20 protein-coding genes are annotated in these 20,029 nt (G+C 62.9%); 18 read left to right on the forward strand and 2 right to left on the reverse strand.

The window, feature by feature from the left end:
- Positions 1-22: 22 nt before the first annotated feature.
- The 18 genes from VWY60_RS09565 to VWY60_RS09650 all read left to right on the forward strand — a co-directional run bounded on the left by VWY60_RS09565 (position 23) and on the right by VWY60_RS09650 (position 18,868).
- A complete protein-coding gene (locus VWY60_RS09565; protein ID WP_340545227.1) occupies positions 23-460 on the forward strand; it encodes an Lrp/AsnC family transcriptional regulator in 438 nt (145 codons plus the stop codon).
- 434 nt (positions 461-894) lie between these two features.
- The gene (locus VWY60_RS09570; protein WP_416540352.1) at positions 895-3,981 is read left to right on the forward strand and encodes a valine--tRNA ligase; all 3,087 of its coding nucleotides are present in this window, start codon (positions 895-897) and stop codon (positions 3,979-3,981) included.
- A 280-nt stretch (positions 3,982-4,261) separates the two neighbouring features.
- Positions 4,262-4,555 (forward strand): DUF1330 domain-containing protein, encoded by a 294-nt coding sequence (locus VWY60_RS09575; RefSeq protein WP_340545225.1) that lies wholly within the window; start codon positions 4,262-4,264, stop codon positions 4,553-4,555.
- 42 nt (positions 4,556-4,597) lie between these two features.
- Positions 4,598-5,140 (forward strand): TerB family tellurite resistance protein, encoded by a 543-nt coding sequence (locus VWY60_RS09580; protein ID WP_340545224.1) that lies wholly within the window; start codon positions 4,598-4,600, stop codon positions 5,138-5,140.
- Positions 5,137-5,577, forward strand: coding sequence for a TerB family tellurite resistance protein (locus VWY60_RS09585; protein WP_340545223.1), 441 nt, complete (start codon positions 5,137-5,139; stop codon positions 5,575-5,577). The genes VWY60_RS09580 and VWY60_RS09585 overlap by 4 nt, the downstream gene beginning before the upstream one ends.
- Positions 5,574-6,359, forward strand: coding sequence for a phosphate/phosphite/phosphonate ABC transporter substrate-binding protein (locus VWY60_RS09590; protein ID WP_416540353.1), 786 nt, complete (start codon positions 5,574-5,576; stop codon positions 6,357-6,359). Before VWY60_RS09585 ends, VWY60_RS09590 begins: the two co-directional genes overlap by 4 nt.
- A gap of 278 nt (positions 6,360-6,637) precedes the next feature.
- On the forward strand, positions 6,638-7,417 hold the full coding sequence (locus VWY60_RS09595; RefSeq protein ID WP_340545221.1) for an ABC transporter ATP-binding protein: 780 nt from the start codon (positions 6,638-6,640) through the stop codon (positions 7,415-7,417).
- 35 nt (positions 7,418-7,452) lie between these two features.
- Positions 7,453-8,163, forward strand: a complete 711-nt coding sequence (locus VWY60_RS09600; protein WP_340545220.1) for a transporter substrate-binding domain-containing protein — start codon at positions 7,453-7,455, stop codon at positions 8,161-8,163.
- A gap of 114 nt (positions 8,164-8,277) precedes the next feature.
- Complete coding sequence (locus tag VWY60_RS09605) at positions 8,278-9,159, forward strand: ABC transporter permease (protein ID WP_340546298.1); 882 nt, start codon at positions 8,278-8,280, stop codon at positions 9,157-9,159.
- Entirely contained in the window at positions 9,156-9,962 is an 807-nt protein-coding gene (locus tag VWY60_RS09610; RefSeq protein WP_340545219.1) for an ABC transporter permease, read from the forward strand. Before VWY60_RS09605 ends, VWY60_RS09610 begins: the two co-directional genes overlap by 4 nt.
- A 191-nt stretch (positions 9,963-10,153) precedes the next feature.
- Entirely contained in the window at positions 10,154-11,488 is a 1,335-nt protein-coding gene (locus tag VWY60_RS09615; protein ID WP_340545218.1) for a glutamine synthetase family protein, read from the forward strand.
- A gap of 71 nt (positions 11,489-11,559) precedes the next feature.
- The gene (locus VWY60_RS09620; protein WP_416537342.1) at positions 11,560-12,240 is read left to right on the forward strand and encodes a type 1 glutamine amidotransferase; all 681 of its coding nucleotides are present in this window, start codon (positions 11,560-11,562) and stop codon (positions 12,238-12,240) included.
- On the forward strand, positions 12,240-13,598 hold the full coding sequence (locus tag VWY60_RS09625; RefSeq protein WP_340545216.1) for a glutamine synthetase family protein: 1,359 nt from the start codon (positions 12,240-12,242) through the stop codon (positions 13,596-13,598). Before VWY60_RS09620 ends, VWY60_RS09625 begins: the two co-directional genes overlap by 1 nt.
- Before the next feature lie 117 nt (positions 13,599-13,715).
- Positions 13,716-15,026, forward strand: coding sequence for an NAD(P)/FAD-dependent oxidoreductase (locus VWY60_RS09630; RefSeq protein WP_416540354.1), 1,311 nt, complete (start codon positions 13,716-13,718; stop codon positions 15,024-15,026).
- 168 nt (positions 15,027-15,194) lie between these two features.
- A complete protein-coding gene (locus VWY60_RS09635; protein WP_416540355.1) occupies positions 15,195-16,415 on the forward strand; it encodes a DegT/DnrJ/EryC1/StrS family aminotransferase in 1,221 nt (406 codons plus the stop codon).
- 172 nt (positions 16,416-16,587) lie between these two features.
- The gene (locus VWY60_RS09640; protein WP_416540356.1) at positions 16,588-17,529 is read left to right on the forward strand and encodes a nucleoside hydrolase; all 942 of its coding nucleotides are present in this window, start codon (positions 16,588-16,590) and stop codon (positions 17,527-17,529) included.
- Positions 17,526-17,975 carry a GNAT family N-acetyltransferase gene (locus VWY60_RS09645; RefSeq protein ID WP_340545212.1) on the forward strand — a complete coding sequence of 150 codons (450 nt, stop codon included), beginning with the start codon at positions 17,526-17,528 and terminating at the stop codon, positions 17,973-17,975. Before VWY60_RS09640 ends, VWY60_RS09645 begins: the two co-directional genes overlap by 4 nt.
- 617 nt (positions 17,976-18,592) lie before the next feature.
- The gene (locus tag VWY60_RS09650; protein WP_340545211.1) at positions 18,593-18,868 is read left to right on the forward strand and encodes a glycine zipper 2TM domain-containing protein; all 276 of its coding nucleotides are present in this window, start codon (positions 18,593-18,595) and stop codon (positions 18,866-18,868) included.
- A 214-nt stretch (positions 18,869-19,082) separates the two neighbouring features.
- On the opposite strand, the gene VWY60_RS09655 is transcribed toward VWY60_RS09650, so the two are convergent.
- Together VWY60_RS09655 and VWY60_RS09660 are read right to left on the reverse strand one after the other, a co-directional pair.
- Positions 19,083-19,313 (reverse strand): hypothetical protein, encoded by a 231-nt coding sequence (locus tag VWY60_RS09655; protein WP_416536293.1) that lies wholly within the window; start codon positions 19,311-19,313, stop codon positions 19,083-19,085.
- A 197-nt stretch (positions 19,314-19,510) separates the two neighbouring features.
- Positions 19,511-20,026 (reverse strand): hypothetical protein, encoded by a 516-nt coding sequence (locus tag VWY60_RS09660; protein WP_340545209.1) that lies wholly within the window; start codon positions 20,024-20,026, stop codon positions 19,511-19,513.
- Between the last annotated feature and the right edge of the window lie 3 nt (positions 20,027-20,029).

Raw genomic sequence — 20,029 nt, forward strand, 5'->3', positions numbered from 1 at the left:
ACCGTCATATCGCAGGTCAAACATGCAAACCGACGAAACCGACCAACATCTGCTGACGCTCCTGCGCGAGAACGCCCGCCGCCCTGTGGCGGATCTGGCCCGGCGTCTGGGGCTGGCGCGCACGACGGTGCAGGCACGGATCGAGCGGCTGGAGACCTCAGGCGTGATCAGCGGCTACACGCTGCGCACCTCGTCGCAGGCGCGTCCGCCGCTTCAGGCGACTGTGCTGATCTCGATTGAACCCCGCTCCGGCCCCGAGGTGCTGGCCCGGCTGCGCGGCTTACCCGGCGTCGAGGTGGTCCATACCACCTCGGGGCGCTTTGACCTTCTGGCACAGGTGGTGGCGCAGACCACGGCGGAGCTGGACGAAACCATTGACCGCATCGGCGAGGCACGCGGCGTGCGCTCTTCCGAAAGCCTGATCCATCTCGCAACCAAACTGGACCGCACCGGCCAATAGTGTTCCCACGCGCCGCAACACGTGCCAACGCGCCTCACCACATTCAAACCCTGGAAAACGTGAAAAGTCGTGCGCCCGGCCGCCCCTGCGGTATCCGCATCAAGGGCGCCCGGGCGGCTTGAAACCATAGACATCGGCAATCAGGATCCGAGGGAGATCCCTGTGGACAAAGGCGGCTTGGAACTCCACCTCGGTGACCCGGGCGCGACATCACTCACTGTCATCTGCATCCCGATATCCCCACCACCAACCGTGCCGGATTAAGCTTAAAACGCCGTTATCACCGCGATCGTTCCAATTTAATTTTGGTTTTTCAAAAATCATCCGCCAACACCGCCCCGCCAGCACCGCCGCCTCCTATCGAGCCTTTCCCTTTCCCCCGCCATTCGCTATGGGATGAGCCGATTAGATGGATACGCAGGCAGGACATTCCGATGGCGATGGACAAGACATTTAACGCAGCCGAAGCCGAAACCCGGCTTTCCGAGGCCTGGGAAAAGGCAGGCTGTTTCCGCGCAGGTGCAAACGCCAAGCGCAGCGAAACCTACAGCGTCATGATCCCGCCCCCGAATGTCACGGGCGTCCTGCACATGGGCCATGCCTTCAACAACACGCTTCAGGACATCCTGATCCGCTGGAAACGGATGCAGGGGTATGACACGCTCTGGCAGCCCGGCACCGACCACGCGGGCATCGCCACCCAGATGGTGGTCGAGCGCATGCTGGCCCAGACCCAGCAGCCCTCCCGCGGAGAACTGGGCCGCGAGAAGTTCCTGGAAAAGATCTGGGAATGGAAAGAACAATCCGGCGGCACCATCATCAACCAGCTGAAGCGCCTTGGCGCTTCCTGTGACTATGACCGCACCGCCTTCACCATGGCCGGCGCGCAGGGCGACACCCGTACGGGCCATGAGAATTCGCCCAACTTCCACGATGCCGTGATCAAAGTCTTTGTTGAGATGTACAACAAGGGGCTGATCTACCGTGGCAAGCGGCTGGTGAACTGGGACCCGCATTTTGAGACCGCGATCTCCGACCTTGAGGTGGAGAATATCGAGGTTGCGGGCCACATGTGGCACTTCAAATACCCGCTCGCCGGTGGGGCCACCTACACCTATGTGGAGAAGGACGAGGACGGCAATGTCATCCTCGAGGAAGAGCGCGACTATATCTCCATCGCCACCACCCGTCCCGAAACCATGCTGGGCGACGGCGCGGTGGCTGTGCATCCTTCGGATGAACGTTACGCGCCTATTGTGGGCAAGCTGTGCGAAATCCCTGTCGGCCCCAAGGCGCACCGCCGCCTGATCCCGATCATCACTGATGAATACCCGGACAAGGATTTCGGCTCTGGTGCCGTAAAGATCACCGGCGCGCATGATTTCAACGACTATCAGGTCGCCAAACGCGGCGGCATTCCGATGTATAACCTGATGGATACCAAGGCGAATATGCGCAGCGACGGCGCGCCCTATGCCGAGGAAGCCGCCAAAGCACAGGCCATCGCCAATGGCGAGGCAGAGTTCACCGAAACCAGCATCGCCGCGATGAACATGGTGCCGGAAGAATACCGTGGCCTGGACCGCTTCGAGGCACGCAAACGCGTGGTCGCCGACATCACCGCCGAAGGTCTCGCCGTGATGCAGACCACCAGCAGAACGGTAAAGGATGAGGACGGCAACGAGACCGAGGTGACCGAGACCACGCCTTATGTCGAGAACAAGCCGATCATGCAGCCCTTTGGCGACCGCTCCAAAGTGGTCATTGAACCGATGCTGACCGACCAGTGGTTCGTGGACGCCGCCAAGATCGTCGGCCCGGCGCTGGACGCCGTGAAAGACGGCACCGTCAAGATCCTGCCGGAGAGCGGCGAGAAGACCTATTATCACTGGCTTGAAAACATCGAACCCTGGTGCATCTCGCGCCAGCTGTGGTGGGGTCACCAGATCCCGGTTTGGTATGGGCCGAAACACCTTTGCAATTCGTTTGTCAAAGATCCGACGTCAGCTAAAGCTTCGATGAACAAATACCACAAGGGTGATTTGGCGGTATTCTGCGGCGCTACGCAAGAAGAGGTGCTTCAACAAGCCAGTGAACACTATGGTCATTGGAGCCAAGAAGTTGTTTTTGCTTCGGATAAGGAAGAAGCGATGCAACTTGCCCGAGATGGCAAAGCCCCACTTTTCCGCGACCCCGACGTGCTGGACACCTGGTTCTCCTCCGGCCTCTGGCCGATCGGCACGCTGGGCTGGCCGGAAGATACCGCCGAGATGCAGAAATACTTCCCGACCTCGACCCTCGTCACCGGTCAGGACATTCTGTTCTTCTGGGTTGCCCGGATGATGATGATGCAGCTGGCGGTTCTGGATCAGGATCTGCCGGTCGAACAGCGCATCCCGTTTGACACCGTCTACCTGCATGGCCTCGTCCGCGACGCCAAGGGCAAAAAGATGTCGAAATCCACCGGCAACGTTGTCGATCCGCTGGATATCATCGACGAATATGGCGCCGACGCGCTGCGTTTTACCAATGCGGCGATGGCCAGCCTTGGTGGCGTGCTGAAGCTCGACATGCAGCGCATTGCGGGCTACCGCAACTTTGGCACCAAACTGTGGAATGCGGTGAACTTCGCCCATTTCAACAATGTCTATGACGCCGACACCCCTGCCTATGACATCCCTGATGCCAAAGCCGCCGTGAACCAGTGGATCATCGGCGAAACCGCCAAGGTCCGGGTCGAGGTGGATGCCGCCCTTGAGGCCTTCCGCTTCAACGACGCCGCCCTCGGCCTCTACGCCTTTGTCTGGGGCAAGGTCTGCGATTGGTACATTGAACTCAGCAAACCGCTGTTCGGCTCCGAGGATGAGGCGGTGATCGCCGAAACCCGGCAGACGCTGGGCTGGGTGCTGGATCAGTGCATGATCCTCCTGCATCCGATCATGCCCTTCATCACCGAGGAGCTGTGGGGCAATACCGCCAAGCGGTCAAACATGCTGGTGCATGAAGACTGGCCGACCTATGGCACCGAGCTGGTGAACGCCGATGCGGACGCCGAAATGAACTGGGTGATCACCGCGATCGAGAACATCCGCTCCACCCGCGCGCAGATGCACGTCCCGGCGGGCGCCAAGATCCCGATGGTGGTGACCGAATTCTCCGATCAGGCGCGCAGCGCCTGGGAGAAGAACGAGGCGATGATCCAGAAACTGGCCCGCATCACCACGCTGGAACAGGTCGACACCTTCCCCAAGGGCTGCGCCAGCGTCGCCGCCCCCGGTGCCTCCTTCGGTCTGCCGCTGGCGGATGTCATCGACGTGGACGCCGAAAAGGCGCGTCTGGAGAAAACCCTGGGCAAGCTGGCCAAGGAGCTGGGCGGCCTGCGCGGACGTCTCAACAACCCCAAATTCGCGGCCTCCGCCCCCGAAGAGGTGGTCGCTGAGGCCCGCGAAAACCTGAACCTGCGCGAGGAAGAAGAAGCCAAGGTGAAGGAAGCGCTCGCGCGCCTTGCCGAGATCGGCTGATCACAACAAACTGCGGGGCAAGCCATTGGTATTCCTACCAGCTTGCCCCGATACGATCTCCAAAGATGAGATCCTGCGCCGCGGCAGCAACCGCCCGCGATCAGGTCATATGCCCTGCATAAACGGCGCGATCTGCCGCCCCGATTTGCCCTCCTGGCTGAGCCATCCCGTCAAATCGTCCCCATAAGGGGAAAAACCACACAACGCGGTCATTGCCTTTGCTCCGGTTCTGTATCAGCCTGTGCCAACAGCTTGATATCCGCGCCAGAAAGGACCCCCCATGCCCAAAGGATACTGGGTCGCCCATGTCGACGTTGATGATATGGACCGCTACAAGGATTATGTCGCAGCCAATGCCACCGCCTTTGCCGAATATGGTGCGAAATTCCTGATCCGCGGTGGTGCCAAGGAAGTGCGCGAAGGCCAGACGCGCGCGCGCACCGTGGTCATCGAGTTCAAGGATTTCGCCACCGCCAAGGCCTGTTATGATTCTGTCGCCTACCAGCAGGCCAAGGCGCTGCGCGATCCGGTCGCAACCGGCGACATGGAAATCATCGAAGGCTACGGCGACTAGGACCCGCTTGGCCCTGGACGCACTCAACAGTAGAGTAATGCCATGCTGAAGAAACTGTTTCAGGTCTTTCGACCGCAAAAGACCCCCGCCCAGCCGGACCCGGATGCCGAGCTGGCCCTGGGTGCGCTTCTGGTGCGTGTGGCGCAATCGGATCGCGACTACCAGCTGGAAGAAATCAGCCTGATCGACCGCATTCTGGCCCGCCTTTACCAGCACGATGCGATCGAGGCGGCAAAGGTCCGTGCCGCCTGCGAAAAACTCCATGCCGCCGCGCCGGAAACCGACACATTCGGGCGTCTGATCCGCGAAACCACCGGGCTTGAGGAACGGCTCGCGGCGCTGGATGCGCTCTGGGAGGTGGTGCTGGCCGATGGTCACGAACACCCCGGCGAGATGAAAATCGTCGAGGACGCGCGCAAGGCGATGGGTCTGTCAAGGGCCGACAGCGACACCGCCCGCGCCCGCGCGCAGGGCAAATTGCTCGCCCCGGAGCCAGCCATTGCCGCAGCCCAGCGACCGCAGGCTGTAGGCACGGCCGAGGACACCCCGCCGCCGCCCATTCCAGACAGGGAACCGCAACCATGATCAAGGAACTGCTGGGACGGCTTCTGGCGCCCGCGCCCGAACCGCTGGATGACCGCGACGCCCGACTGGCGCTCTGCGCGCTGCTGGTGCGGATTGCGCGCTCCGATCACAATTACTCCGATGACGAACGGGACCGGATCGACCGGATCCTGCGCGCTCGTTACGACCTCGACATGGGCGGTGCGATCCTGCTGCGCGAACAGGCCGAGGCGCTGGAGGCCGAGGCCCCCGACACCGTCCGCTTCACCCGCGCGATCAAGGACGCGGTGCCCTATGAAAACCGCATGGCCGTGGTTGAGGCGCTGTGGCAGGTGGTGCTGGCCGATGGCAAACGCGACGACGCCGAGGATGCGCTCCTGCGGCTTTCCGCCAGCCTGCTCGGGGTCAGCGATATGGACAGCGCCCGCGCCCGCCAACGCGCCGAGGCCAGCTCATGATTGCCAGCCTGGCGATGTATGATCGCCCGGAAACCGCCGCAGCGCTCGATGCCCTGTGGCAGGCGATCCGCAGCGCTCTGGCCGATGCCTCAATCGAGGCCCCCGAAACCCTGAGCCGAGGCGGCGACCTCTGGTCGATCTGGTCCGATTCGACACTGCTGCTGGCGCAGACCTGTGGCCTGCCCTACCGCACGCGGCTCTATGAACAGGTCAATCTGGTCACCACGCTGGACCACGGCGTCGCGGATTGTCCGCCGGGCTATTACACCAGCGTCTTTGTCGCCCGTCGCGACCGATCCGGCGCGGATCTTCGGACCATCGCGGGCGGCAGCTTTGCCTATAACGAAGCGCTCTCGCAATCGGGCTGGGCCGCACCGATGATGCACCTGCGCGACCTCTCGCTGCTGCCCGGCAGCCTGTTCCAATCCGGCAGCCATCGCGCATCCGCCCGCGCCGTCGCCGACGGGACCGCAGATTTCGCGGCACTTGATGCCGTCAGCTGGGCGCTGATGCAGGAGCATGACGACTGGGCGACGGAGCTTGTGGAAATCGCCCGCACCAAACCGACGCCGGGCCTGCCGCTGATCACCGCCCGGACCCGCGACCCGGTTCCGCTGCGCGCCGCCGTGGCCCAGGCTGTCGCCGAGCTGGACGAGACCCACCGTCAGGTATTGTACCTGAAGGGCGTCAGCGATATTGCCCCCGGCGCCTATCTGGCGGTCCCGACACCGCTCGGGCCGGTGCTGACGGAACAATCCATCCGCCAGCAGGCCGCAGTCTGACCCCTTGGTTCCCACCCTCAGGGCCCGCGCTGAGCCGGCCCGGAGGGTGCGCGAGGGCCTGACAACCACGCCGCGAGCAGTCGAAGGGCCACAAACTCGCCCATTGATTACAGGCAGATCTCGCATCTGCCACAGCCTCCACATGTATGAGTACAATTTGATCAGATTACCCGCCAAAATGATAAATTCCGCACCGGCCTTATCGGTTTGCACGTTGCATCCGCTCTTTTTTTCGGTCCAATAAGGACGAATTCAACGACAATTGAACGAGAGACACCTTGACCGACACAACACCAGTTCTGGAAATCCGCGGCCTGCACAAGTCATATGGCGAGCTGGAAGTGATCAAAGGTGTTGATATCACCGCCCACCGGGGCGATGTGGTCTCTCTCATTGGATCGTCCGGTTCGGGCAAATCCACCTTGCTGCGCTGCTGCAATCTTCTGGAGGACAGCCAGGAGGGTGACATCCTCTTCAAAGGCGAACCGATCCGCTGGTCAGGACGCGGTCTCGCACGGCGTCCCGCGGACCCGAAACAGGTGCTGCGCATCCGCACCAACTTGTCCATGGTGTTCCAGCAGTTCAATCTCTGGGCCCATATGACCATTCTGCAAAACGTCATGGAGGCGCCGCTGACCGTGCTCGGTCGCGACCGTGCCGAGGTCGAGGAGGCCGCGCGCAAATACCTCACCAAGGTGGGGATCGGCGACAAATGCGATGCCTATCCGGCGCAGCTGTCCGGCGGACAGCAGCAGCGCGCCGCCATTGCGCGCGCACTCTGCATGGAACCCGAGGCGCTGCTGTTTGACGAACCGACCTCTGCTCTTGATCCCGAACTGGAACAGGAAGTGGTCAGGGTGATCAAGGATCTCGCCGCCGAAGGCCGCACCATGATCATCGTGACCCATGACATGAACATGGCCGCAGATGTGTCCAGCCATATCGTCTTTCTGCACAAGGGCCTCATCGAAGAAGAAGGCTGCCCGGACGAACTCTTTGGCAACACCCGCTCCGAACGCCTGCGGGGCTTTCTTGCCTCCACGCGACACGGTAAATAATCATCATAACAACCAAACCAAACGGGAGTAACCTCATGAAATCTCTTATCCTCAGCACCGCTGCGCTGGCTCTTACGGCCGGTATCGCGATGGCCGACACCGTGCGTCTGGGCACCGAGGGCGCCTACCCTCCGTACAACTTCCTGAACGACGACGGTCAGGTTGACGGTTTTGAGCGTGAGCTGGGCGACGAGCTGTGCAAGCGCGCCGAACTGGACTGCGAATGGGTCACCAATGACTGGGATTCGATCATCCCGAACCTGCTGTCGGGCAACTACGACACCATCATCGCCGGCATGTCGATCACCGAAGAGCGCAAGGAAGTTGTGAACTTCACCACCGGCTACACCCGCCCGTCGCCCTCCGCCTATGCGGCGATGTCGGCTGATGTCGATGTGAACAGCGCCGTTGTGGCAGCACAGGCCTCCACCATTCAGGCCGCCCATGTCGCCTCCACCGGCGCCACCCTGGTCGAATTCCCCACCCCGGATGAAACCGTCGCTGCGGTGAAAGCTGGCGAAGTCGACGCGGTCATGGCCGACAAGGACTTCCTGATCCCGATCGTCGACGAAACCGAGCTGTCCTTCGTTGCAGAGGACGTGCTGCTGGGCGGTGGCATCGGCATGGCGTTCCGCAAATCCGATGATGAGCTGCGCGGCAAGTTCGACGCTGCCATCGAATCGATGAAGGCAGACGGCTCGCTGAACGCCCTGCTGGAAAAATGGGAAATCGAAGGCCGGTTCTGAGCCCTCGCATCATCCTGATATCAAGGAAGGGGGGCGGCATGGCCCCCCTTCGCCCTTGACCGGTCCCGCTCCGCTGTGGCGCCCTGACCGGTCCCTGTCCGAACGAGGCCCGCCATCTTCTCCTTTTGCACCGATCCGGCCAGCCTGGAGGGTTTCCAGTGGCTGAGCTGTTATCTCACCACCGGCAAGCATTTTGCCTTCTACGCCTCCTTCGGGACGGTTCTGCTGCTGCTGGCTGTCACTGCGCCCGCGGCGCTGGCCTTCGGCTTTGGCGGCGCCATGGCTGCCCGCGCGCAATTCGCGCCGCTCTCCTGGCTGGGCAAGGCCTATATCGCCATTGTGCGCGGCGTGCCGGACATTGCCTTTTTCCTGTTCTTCGTCATCGCTCTGGATCAGGGCATCGAATATCTGCGCCATCAGGTGAAATGCCCCGACTGGGACGCGCCGGTGCGCCAGGGCAATGATTTTGTGGTCTGTGACATCGCCAAGATGCCGCTCAGCACCTCCGAACAGTGGATCCATGAGGTCTATGGCTTCACCCTTGCGGTGGTCACCTTCGCTATCGTCTTCGGCGCCTTTGCCGCCAATGTGCTCTATGGCGCCATGCGCGCTGTGCCCCGCGCCCAGATCGAAACCGCCGAAGCCTATGGCATGAGCCACCGACAGGCCTTCTGGCGCATTCTGGTGCCGCAAATGTGGACCTATGCGCTGCCCGGTCTGTCGAACCTGTGGATGGTCCTGATCAAGGCGACGCCGCTGCTGTTCCTGCTGGGGGTTGAGGATATCGTCTATTGGGCACGTGAACTCGGCGGCTCCAAGACGGCCCGCTTCACCGAATACCCCCATGGCGACTGGCGCATGTGGTATTTCCTCGGCCTTCTGGTCTTCTACCTCGCGTTCACCAAACTCTCCGAACTGGTGCTGGACCGGATCCGCGACCGGCTCTCCCACGGTCAGGCCACGCTGGCCGGCGAAGCGCAAAGGAAAGCGTCATGAGCTGTATCCAGACACTGCAAGATTACGGCCTGCGCGCCCTCGGCATCGGCGAACGCATGTTGCCGCGCAGCGATTTCACCCTCTGCGACCAGTTTGTGCTGATCGGTTCGGGGATGCTGTGGAACATCTATTTCGGCGCGATCGCCGTCATAATCGGGTTTGTCATCGCCAATGGCGTGGCCCTGGCCAAGAATTCCACCTCCACGCCGCTGCGCAAAGCGGCGGAATGGTTCATATTCATCTTCCGTGGCTCGCCGCTGTTCATCCAGTTCTTCTTTGCCTACTTCCTGTTCCTGCAACTGAAATCGGTGTCCTCCATCTTTGACCCGCTGTCGGCGGCCTGGCTCGGGGCGCTGATCGTGCTGATCCTCAACACCGCCGCCTATTCCGCCGAAATCTTCTACGGCGCGCTGCGGTCGATCCCAAAGGGCGATATCGAGGCGGCAGATGCCTATGGCCTCTCCGGCTGGACCCGATTTCGTCGAATCATGTGGCCAACGATGATGCGGCTGGCCTGGCCCTCCTACACCAACGAAGCGATCTTTCTCTTCCACGCCACCACGCTGGTGTTCTTCTCCGGCTTTCCGGCATGGCAACAGCGCGGCGATGCGCTCTACTACGCCAGCTATTTCGCGGACAAGACCTTCAACCCCTTCGTGCCCTACCCGATCCTGGCCTTCTATTTCATCCTGCTGACGCTGGCGGTGATCACCCTCTTTGGCGCGATCAATACCCGTCTGAACGCACATCTGCCGCAGGACCGACGGAAAAAAATTCGCTTGCGTCCTAATCTGATCCGGTAGTATCCATTATTTGATCAAATTTAGAACCTGAGTTTTTGGCCGCAGAATCCTGCGAGTTCATGGACAAATTCTAGGTTATACTAAGTTATGATCAAAAATTGGACCAGGGGTGATAAACTGCCCCGGCCCTGCTGCGCCCCATCCGGGGGCGCTGGCGGCCGGTGGTGCCCTCGAAACCGTCAGGTGATTAAATGAAGAACTGGCTCAGGAAAAACCCGCATGTGCGCACCATCCGCGTTGCGGCGGCGGACATCAACGGTCAGGCCCGGGGCAAGCGCGTCCCTGCCCGCTTTGCCGACAAGGCGGTCGAGGAAGGCACCCGGTTCCCGCTATCGGTCCTGAACCTCGACATCTGGGGCGAGGATATCGACGACAGCCCGCTGGTGTTTGAAAGCGGCGATGCCGACGGCGTGCTGAAGCCAACCGAACGTGGCTTTGTGCCGATGCCCTGGCTCGACGCGCCTTCGGCGCTGCTGCCCATCTGGATGTACCGCGAAGACGGGCGCGCCTATGAGGGCGATCCGCGCCATGCGCTGCGCGCCGTGGTGGACCGCTACAAGGCACTGGGGCTGACCCCGGTGGTCGCGGTGGAGCTGGAGTTCTTCCTGATCGACGACAGCGGCAAAAAACTGCAGGTGCCGACCTCTCCCCGCTCCGGCAAGCGCCGCAAGGCGGCGGAAACCATGTCGATCCGGGCACTGGACCAGTTCGACACCTTCTTCACCGATCTCTACGACGCCTGCGAGGACATGGACATCCCCGCCGATACTGCGATTTCCGAGGCGGGTCTGGGCCAGTTCGAAATCAACCTGATGCACGGTCCTGACGCACTGCGCGCCGCCGATGACGCCTGGCTGTTCAAGATGCTGGTCAAGGGTCTTGCCCGCCGCCACGGTTTCGCTGCCAGCTTCATGGCCAAACCCTATGACGATTACGCCGGCAACGGGTTGCATACCCATTTCTCTGTGCTGGATCAGGACGGCAACAACATCTTTGACGATGGCGGCCCCAAGGGCACCGATGCCATGCGCCACGCCGTCGGCGGCTGTCTGAAGGCCATGGGCGATTCCACCCTGGTGTTTGCGCCGCATGGCAACAGCTATGACCGGATGGTGCCGGGCGCCCACGCCCCCACCGGCATCTGCTGGGCCTATGAGAACCGCACCGCCGCCATCCGCGTGCCCTCGGGCAGCCCCAAGGCGCGCCGCATCGAGCACCGCTTTGCCGGCGGCGACGTGAACCCCTATCTGATGCTGACCGCCATCCTCGGCGCCGCGCTTTATGGGATCGAGAACAAGATCGACCCCAATGAGCCGATCACCGGCAACGCCTATGCGCTGGACCTGCCGCAGGTGCCCAATACTTGGCAAAGCGCCATCGACGCATTCGAGAGCTCCGAGATCATCCCGCAGTTCTTCTCCGCCGAGATGATCCGCAACATGGTGCTGACCAAACGCCAAGAGCTGCATTACATGGAAGAACTCACCCCGGAGGAACGGGTGGAGATCTACCTGGATACCGTCTGACGGCCTCTTGCCCGCCGTCCTGACGGCGGGCTATCGTCCCGTGCAGCGAACTCCTTTCTAACTGGTGACTTATGAAAATCGGCATTCTGCAAACCGGCCATGCGCCCGAAAACCTGATCGACAGCGCCGGCAACTATGACCAGATGTTCCGCACCCTGCTCGCCGACGGCGGGTTTGAATTCGACACCTATGCGGTGGTCGACAATGTCTTCCCCTCCGGCGCCGATGCGGCGGATGGCTGGCTGATCACCGGCTCCAGACATGGCGCCTATGAGGATCACGACTGGATCCCGCCGCTGGAGGATCTGATCCGCGAAATCCACGCCCGCAAGAAGCCATTGGTCGGCATCTGCTTTGGCCATCAGATCATCGCTCAGGCGCTCGGCGGCAAGGTGGAGAAATTCGCAGGCGGCTGGGCCGTTGGCCCGGTGACGTATCAGATGGACGGCAAGCCCCTGCGGCTCAATGCCTGGCATCAGGATCAGGTCACCGCCCTGCCCGAAGGCGCCCGCGTGCTGGCGGGCAACGACCACTGCAAGAACGGCATCCTAGCCTATGGCGATCATATCTGGACCCTGCAACCGCACCCGGAATTCGCCAGCAGCTTTGTCGGCGGTCTGATCGACAGCCGCGGTCGCGGCGTGGTCCCCGATGAGATACTGGACGCTGCCAGCGCCGACCTGCATCACCCCGTCCAATCGGACGAAATCGCAACCTTCCTCAATGCCTTTTTCAAGAAAGAGAGGACCTGATGTCAGCCTGGCTCGACACTCTTCCCGAAGCAGCACAAGCCTATCTGGAGGGGCGTCGTCTCGACGAAGTCGAATGCGTTATCTCGGACCTGCCGGGCATCGCCCGAGGCAAGGCGGTGCCGGCATCCAAATTTGCCAAGCAGGATTATTTCCACCTGCCCGACAGCATTTTCTACCAGACCATCACCGGCGACTGGGCTGATGCTGCGGATGATGACGGCTGGATCGAAAAGGACATGACGCTGAAGCCGGACATATCCACCGCCACCGCCGCCCCCTGGACGGCGGACTGGACGCTGCAGGTGATCCACGACGCCTATGACCGGGACGGCGACCCGATCCCCTACAGCCCGCGCAACGTGCTGAAGCGGGTGGTCCAGCTGTATCATGATCAAGGCTGGGAGCCGATTGTGGCGCCGGAAATGGAATTCTTCCTGGTCGCGCGCAATCTGGACCCGGCGCATGAAATCAAGCCGATGATGGGCCGCTCCGGCCGTCCCGCCGCGGCACGACAGGCCTATTCGATGACCGCGGTCGACGAATTCGGTCCCGTCATCGACGACATCTACGACTTTGCCGAAGCGCAGGGGTTCGAGATCGACGGCATCACCCAGGAAGGCGGCGCGGGCCAGCTGGAAATCAACCTGCGCCACGGCAACCCGGTGAAGCTCGCGGATGAGGTCTTCTACTTCAAGCGGCTGATCCGTGAGGCCGCCCTGCGCCACGACTGCTTTGCCACCTTCATGGCCAAGCCGATCGAGGATGAGCCGGGCTCTGCCATGCACATCCACCATTCGGTGATCGACATGGAGACCGGCGAGAACATCTTCTCAGGCCCGCAGGGCGGCGAGACCGATGCTTTCTTCCACTTTATCGCCGGTTTGCAGAACCACCTGCCCGCAGGCCTTGCGGTGATGGCACCCTATGTGAACTCCTACCGCCGCTACGTGAAGGACCACGCCGCGCCGATCAATCTGGAATGGGCGCGCGACAACCGCACCACCGGCATCCGCGTGCCGCTGTCCGGCCCCGAAGCGCGTCGGGTGGAGAACCGCATCGCCGGCATGGACTGCAACCCCTATCTGGGCATCGCTCTGTCGCTCGCCTGCGGATATCTGGGCCTGATGGAGGAAAAGCGCCCTCGCAAGCAGTTCAAGGGCAACGCCTATGACGGGGATGGCGACATTCCGCAGGTCATGGGCGAGGCGCTCGACCTGTTCGAAGAGGCCACCGCCCTGCATGAGGTGCTGGGACCCGAGTTCGCCCGCGTCTACTCGATCGTGAAACGCGCCGAATATGACGAATTCCTGCAGGTGATCTCCCCCTGGGAGCGCGAGCATCTGCTGATGAACGTCTAAAATTGTCGGCGCTGATCTCTCCGCCGAGGTCAGCGCCGGTGAGTATTTATGGAAAGATGACAGGCAGTTGCGCGTAACCGGACATGGGGCGGCGACTGCCGGGGACTGAGGTGTGCCATGGGGTTGAACCTGCTCTATTCCAACGACCGCAAAGGGACCTATCCCGATAGCTGGTATGCCGCAACGGCCACGCCGCTGGCGCCTTTTGCGCCGTTGACGGGCGACGCCCGCGCTGATGTCTGCGTTGTCGGCGGTGGCTACACCGGGCTGTCGGCGGCGCTGCATCTGGCCGAGGCCGGGCGTTCGGTGATCCTGCTGGAGGCCAACCGCGTCGGATTTGGTGCCTCCGGTCGCAACGGCGGCCAGCTTGGCAGCGGTCAGCGTATGGAACAGGACGGGCTGGAAAACCTGCTGGGTACGGCGGATGCCGAAAAGCTCTGGCAGCTGGCAGAGGACGCCAAGGATCTGGTGAAATCGCTGATCACGCGCCACGATATCGACTGCCATCTGAAGCCCGGCATTGCCCATGCCTGTTTCTCAAAGGGCGAGGTCGACCACGAACACCGCTATGTGGAGCATCTGCAAAACCGCTATGGCTACCAGGAGATCACCGCCCTGGATCACGATGGTTTGCAGGCGATCTGCCCCTCGCCCGCCTATGTCGGCGGCTCTCTCGATATGGGGGCGGCGCATCTGCACCCGTTGAAATACGCGCTTGGCCTCGCCCGTGCCGCTGCGGCAGCCGGTGTGCGGATCTGTGAGGGCAGCGAGGTTCTCAACATCGACGAGGGCAAGCAAATCCGGCTGCGCACCGCGGCGGGAGAGGTCGTTGCCGATCAGCTGGTGCTGGCCTGCAACGGCTACCTCGGCGGGCTCAACCGCCGCGTGGCGGCGCGGGTGATGCCGATCAACAATTTCATCGCCGCGACCGCGCCGCTTGGCGCCGAAACCGCGCGGGTACTGGCCCGCGATGTGGCGGTGGCCGACAGCAAATTTGTGGTGAACTATTTCCGGCTCAGCCATGACGGCCGCCTGCTGTTCGGCGGTGGTGAAAGCTATGGCTACCGCTTCCCCAGCGATATCGCCGCCACCGTGCGCAAGCCGATGGTCCAGATCTTTCCACATCTCCGCGATGTGAAGATCGACTACGCCTGGGGCGGCACCCTCGCGATCACCATGAAACGGATGCCCTATCTGGTGCGGCTGGCGCCCAATGTGCTCTCGGCCTCGGGGTATTCCGGCCATGGCGTCGGCACCGCCACCCATGCAGGCCAGTTGATGGCGCAGGCCATCGCCGGAGAGAGCGACGGTTTTGATACCATGGCCCGCGTACCCGCCCCCGCCTTTCCCGGCGGCACCGCCATGCGCAGCCCCCTACTGGCGCTGGCGATGACCTGGTATGCGCTGCGCGACCGGATCGGCGTCTGATCCTGCGCGGCCCAGGCCACAGGGGATCACCCCCGCAGACCACGCCCGCAGCCAAAGCAACAGTTCTGTGAAATTTTCCGCCAAAACCTGCCGATCCCGCGGGCGAGGCTTGGCATTTTTGCGCCAAGCATTTATGTTTTTGGAAAGGTAGATTCAGGATTTTGAAATATGAGCCAGGCATCCCCGTCGCAAGTCCCGAACGTCCATCAGGCAGAACCGATCCCGGAGGCCGCCCGCGCCGCCATTGACGCCCTGATGCAGTCTGGCGATCTGTTCCGCTACACCGCGCCGCAGGATGCGCCGGTTGCCCTGCTGGAAGAGGAATTTGCCCAGCTCCTTGGCAGCAAATACGCGCTGGCGGTCTCCTCCTGCTCTGCGGCGCTGTTCCTGTCGCTGAAGGCGCTGGACCTGCCCCGCGATGCCCGCGTGCTGATCCCCGGCTTCACCTTTGCGGCCGTGCCCTCGTCGATTGTCCACGCCGATTGCGTGCCGGTCCTCTGCGAGGTGGGGGCCAACTACCGGATCGACATGGCCGATTTCGAGGCCAAGCTGGGGGATGTGCAGGCGGTGATCATCAGCCATATGCGCGGCCATACCTCCGATATGGATGCCATCATGGCGCTCTGCAGCGCGCGCGACATTCCGGTGATTGAGGATGCCGCCCATTCGCTGGGCACCACCTGGCATGGCCGCAATATCGGCACGCTGGGCGCCATCGGCTGCTTCTCGTTCCAGTCCTACAAGATGATCAACGCCGGCGAAGGCGGCATCCTGGTCACCGATGATGCCGATCTGGTCGCCCGCGCCGTGATCATGTCTGGCGCCTATGAGCACAACTGGAAAAAACACAAATCCGCCCCCGGCGACAACACCGGCGCGCTCGAGCAGGCCTTTGCCAAATGGCAGAACCAGCTGCCGCTTTATAACCTGCGGATGAGCAACCTGTCGGCCGCCGTGATCCGCCCGCAGCTGCCCGAACTGGCGCGCCGGGTGCGCGACGGGCTGAAGAACCACGACTATGTCGCAGATCAGCTCAACCGCTCGCCGCATATCGACGTGCCTGCCCCATTGCCGTCGGAACAGCGCGCGCCGGATTCGATCCAGTTCAACCTGGTCGATATGAGCAGCGAGGAGATCAACCGCTTTGCCGCCGCAGCCGAGGCGCGGGGCGTCAAGGTGCAGATCTTCGGCCTCTCCGAAGACAACGCCCGCGCTTTCTGGAACTGGCAGTTCCTGCGCGATATCCCCGAGCTGCCGCAGACCCGCGCCATGCTGATGCAGGCCTGCGATGTGCGCCTGCCGGTGCGCCTCAGCCGCGACGAACTCGATGTGATCGCCACTGTGCTGCTGTCTGCGATGGCCGACACCATGGGGGCCGCTGCCGCCTGACCCTGCGGGCGGCGAGGTTCATCGGACACCGGGGCGCGCAGGCTGAGGCGGCGCGCCTTTTTGTCGGCGGCTTAGGCCGCAAACCGGCGAATTCCCGACCGCAGCCCGCGCCGCCGCTGGACATTGCCCGCCACCCTTGCGAGGGTCTGGCAACGACCAGAAGGACAGCCCCATGAGCGCGCGCAAGATCATTATCGACACCGACCCCGGACAGGATGACGCTGTCGCCATTCTGCTGGCATTGGCCAGCCCAGAAGAGATTGATCTGCTTGGCATAACCTGTGTTGCGGGCAATGTGCCGCTGGCGCTGACCCAGACCAATGCACGCCGCGTCTGCGAAGTGGCAGGCCGCCCGGATGTCGCCGTGCACGCAGGTTGCGACGCGCCCTTGGCCCGGCCGCTGATCACCGCCGAACATGTGCATGGCAAGACCGGCCTTGATGGGCCGGACCTTTGGGATCCAACCATGCCGCTGGCTGCAACACATGCTGTCGATTTCATCATCGACAGCCTGCGCCGCGAAGCTCCCGGCACCGTTACGCTCTGCCCGCTGGGGCCGCTGACCAATATTGCCACCGCTTTTCAGAAAGCCCCCGACATCGTCACCCGGGTTCAGGAGATCGTGCTGATGGGCGGCGCCTATTTCGAGGTCGGCAACATCACCCCGGCGGCGGAATTCAACATCTACGTCGATCCGGAGGCCGCCGCCGCCGTGCTCAGCTCCGGCGTGCCGGTCACCATGATGCCGCTGGATGTCACCCACAAGGCGCTGGCCACCCGCCCCCGGATCGAGGCGATCCGTGCATTGGCCACCAAAGTGGGCGATTTCACCGCCGATATGCTTGATTTCTTTGAACGCTTTGATGTCGAGAAATACGGCTCCGAAGGCGGCCCGCTGCATGATCCCTGCGTCATTGCCTATCTGATCCGGCCTGAGCTGTTCTCGGGCCGCAAGATCAACGTGGTGGTCGAAACCACCTCCGAGCTGACCCTCGGCATGACTGTGGCCGATTGGTGGGGGGTCACCGACCGGCCTGCCAATGCGCTGTTCATTGGCGATCTGGACGCCGATGGTTTCTTTGACCTGATCACCAGCCGATTGGCCACCCTATGAGCGCCGCGCTGCACCTTGCAGGCCCCGAGGATCTGACCCGTGTTCTGGATCTCGTCGCGGCCTTTCACGGCGAGATGGGCATCGCCTCAGATGAGCCGCACCGCCGCGCCGCCATTGAGCCGCTGCTGAACGGGCTGCCCTATGGCGCCGTCTATCTGATCGGCCCGACCCGCGCTCCGGTGGGCTATATCGTTGTCACCTTCAGCTGGTCGGTGGAGTTTGGCGGCATGGATGGTTCTATCGACGAGCTGTTCATCCGCCCCCCCGTGCGCGGGCGCGGCATTGCCACCGAAGTGCTGTTTTCCCTGCCCCGCACCCTGGCCGAAGCCGGCATCAAAGCGCTGCATCTGGACGTCGACAGAAACAATGCGCCTGCCCGCGGCCTCTATGCCCGAGCCCGGTTCGAGCCCCGCGACACACACATGCTGATGAGCCGCAAGCTCTAGCACCGGACCACCGCGCATGCCGCCCGCTTGCGGACGCGCCCGGGCGTTCCCGGACGTGCGCGCAGGCCGCCGCATGGCGATTGCCTGTGCGCGGATGGCACGCTGTCTGGCGCCAGTTTCGCGCCCCGTGAATTATTTTTCATGACACAGGGAACCAATCTGCACGTCTGGGGTTCTCTCTCTGAACCAGCGGCGCGGGGCACCGGCCAGCGCCAGCGCGATGGAACAGACCAATTGAACACACCGTGGAACGTGTGGGAGCGCGCCGCCAACCGATAGGCGGCGCAACGAAGACAGCGGCAGAAGCCGTGATGCACAGCCACCCACCGGGGTGGGCGCCGGGCGAACCCCCGCGCGCGTAACACCGGATCCGTCACGCCTCATCACACCATGGGGCCATGGATCCGCACGACGGCGGCGGCCTTTTGGCGGTCGACCAAACCGGGGTTCAGGGGTGGGCCCCAGCAGCTGAGCGGAGCCGTCCTGGGGTGTGGCGGCTCCGGTTGGCGCCAGTCGAAGCGGGCCGGAGACGGCGTATCGCCGGGACAAGCCACAAAGATGCAGGAGCGCTCCTGCACAGCCATCACAAGCGCATCAATGACAGGAAAGGAAATCTCATGAAATCCCATATCCTCGCCGGCCTCAGCGCCGCGACGCTGGCGCTCTCCGCCTGCACCGATCTGACCCCCGAACAGCGCACAGTGGCCGGTGTCGCCGGTGGTGCCGCAGCAGGTCTGATTGCCGCCGACGCGCTCAAGGCCGATGACGACTGGCGCCTGATTGCCGCCCTTGGCGGGGCCGCCGCCGGTACGCTTGTGGCGCAGAACAACCAGTCGCGCCAATGCGCCTATTCCCGCGGTGACGGCACCTATTACACAGCGGCCTGCCCGTAATTCCGGCGCAGAGCGCGGGCGAGACCTGCAGCGTTCGCATCACGCATCACGGATCGCGGATCCGACCCAACAGTCAAAGAAAGACCCTGAGAGCGGATCCGCTCTCAGGGTCTTTCCCTGTCGCCAACGGCTTGAAATTACGCCGCGCCCCCTCTGCGCCAAGTCCCTGACAAACTCAGGGCTGACAATGTCGATCCCCCTTTGGCAGGGCGCCTCAGAGCCCCCCGGCCACCATTGCGCCCTGTGTCATCGACATGCTGTGAACCGGATCAGCCACATTTGCGTCATGCCCTGTCAGCGGATAATGCCCGGGCCCCGCACAACCGGCCAGCAGGGCCACCGCAATGATGAACCCCAGCGGCAGCCAGCTTGCGGTTCCGGCCACCCTCACCGCAGGCTTCGGATAAACACTCTCCCGGGCTTTCAGATGTGCAGTCGCTCCCATGATCTTCCCCTCCTGGCCAGCGCCACCCCCGTAGCGCCTGCGACCAAGACTGCCATAGCCGCGATCACAGGTCTGTGAAGCAGGCCACAGAAGTGCGCCATCCGCACAGATTTCGATCTGAGAGGTTATCGGCGCAGATCCGGGGCCGTCCTCGCCCCGACACGCAGGCCCGGCACCCAGGCCCGGCACTCAGACGCTCAGGACAGCCGACGCATCAGCTGCAGGTCGCAGGCAGTGGCATAGCCCATGGCGCGCTTGATCCCCGGCAGCATCGCCGCCCCGTTCATCGCAAAACTCAGCTCGATCAGCCCCGCCTCGCCATAGGCCGCGCGCACGGCCTCCCGCGCCTCAGGATCGTCACTGCGCGTGCCAGCCACCGCGCCCGCCAGACGCACAACCGCCTCCAGCTCAGGTTCCAGCGCGCTGCCTGTCAGGATCGACCTGATCAGCTCGGGCGACAGCCCGGCGGATTTCGCCAGGTTGATCTCCGCCTCGACACAGGACCCGCAATCCGCGCTCAGCGCCCCGGTCAGCCGCGCCGCATGATAGGCGGCGGCAGGCAGCTGACGGTTCGGATCCAGAAAACCAAACACCCGGTTGTAGCGGGCCAGCAACCCCAGGTCCGTATCGGCAATGGCATGGGCATAATCGAGCGAGACGCCAATACGGCGTTCAGCCCGCCGGATCAGGAAATGGGCAACCTTCTTGAGCATGAT

This window comes from Phaeobacter sp. JH20_26 (assembly GCF_048056275.1).
Taxonomy (GTDB): domain Bacteria; phylum Pseudomonadota; class Alphaproteobacteria; order Rhodobacterales; family Rhodobacteraceae; genus Phaeobacter; species Phaeobacter bryozoorum.

Bases quoted from the DNA above. Each gene is read 5' to 3' on its own strand.
- VWY60_RS09660 (WP_340545209.1), bottom strand. From the start codon at position 20,026: ATGCTCAAGAAGGTTGCCCATTTCCTGATCCGGCGGGCTGAACGCCGT.
- VWY60_RS09580 (WP_340545224.1), top strand. From the start codon at position 4,598: ATGCTGAAGAAACTGTTTCAGGTCTTTCGACCGCAAAAGACCCCCGCC.
- VWY60_RS09565 (WP_340545227.1), top strand. From the start codon at position 23: ATGCAAACCGACGAAACCGACCAACATCTGCTGACGCTCCTGCGCGAG.
- VWY60_RS09570 (WP_416540352.1), top strand. From the start codon at position 895: ATGGCGATGGACAAGACATTTAACGCAGCCGAAGCCGAAACCCGGCTT.
- VWY60_RS09650 (WP_340545211.1), top strand. From the start codon at position 18,593: ATGAAATCCCATATCCTCGCCGGCCTCAGCGCCGCGACGCTGGCGCTC.
- VWY60_RS09615 (WP_340545218.1), top strand. From the start codon at position 10,154: ATGAAGAACTGGCTCAGGAAAAACCCGCATGTGCGCACCATCCGCGTT.
- VWY60_RS09635 (WP_416540355.1), top strand. From the start codon at position 15,195: ATGAGCCAGGCATCCCCGTCGCAAGTCCCGAACGTCCATCAGGCAGAA.
- VWY60_RS09640 (WP_416540356.1), top strand. From the start codon at position 16,588: ATGAGCGCGCGCAAGATCATTATCGACACCGACCCCGGACAGGATGAC.
- VWY60_RS09575 (WP_340545225.1), top strand. From the start codon at position 4,262: ATGCCCAAAGGATACTGGGTCGCCCATGTCGACGTTGATGATATGGAC.
- VWY60_RS09600 (WP_340545220.1), top strand. From the start codon at position 7,453: ATGAAATCTCTTATCCTCAGCACCGCTGCGCTGGCTCTTACGGCCGGT.
- VWY60_RS09620 (WP_416537342.1), top strand. From the start codon at position 11,560: ATGAAAATCGGCATTCTGCAAACCGGCCATGCGCCCGAAAACCTGATC.
- VWY60_RS09645 (WP_340545212.1), top strand. From the start codon at position 17,526: ATGAGCGCCGCGCTGCACCTTGCAGGCCCCGAGGATCTGACCCGTGTT.
- VWY60_RS09655 (WP_416536293.1), bottom strand. From the start codon at position 19,313: ATGGGAGCGACTGCACATCTGAAAGCCCGGGAGAGTGTTTATCCGAAG.
- VWY60_RS09590 (WP_416540353.1), top strand. From the start codon at position 5,574: ATGATTGCCAGCCTGGCGATGTATGATCGCCCGGAAACCGCCGCAGCG.
- VWY60_RS09630 (WP_416540354.1), top strand. From the start codon at position 13,716: ATGGGGTTGAACCTGCTCTATTCCAACGACCGCAAAGGGACCTATCCC.
- VWY60_RS09610 (WP_340545219.1), top strand. From the start codon at position 9,156: ATGAGCTGTATCCAGACACTGCAAGATTACGGCCTGCGCGCCCTCGGC.
- VWY60_RS09625 (WP_340545216.1), top strand. From the start codon at position 12,240: ATGTCAGCCTGGCTCGACACTCTTCCCGAAGCAGCACAAGCCTATCTG.
- VWY60_RS09585 (WP_340545223.1), top strand. From the start codon at position 5,137: ATGATCAAGGAACTGCTGGGACGGCTTCTGGCGCCCGCGCCCGAACCG.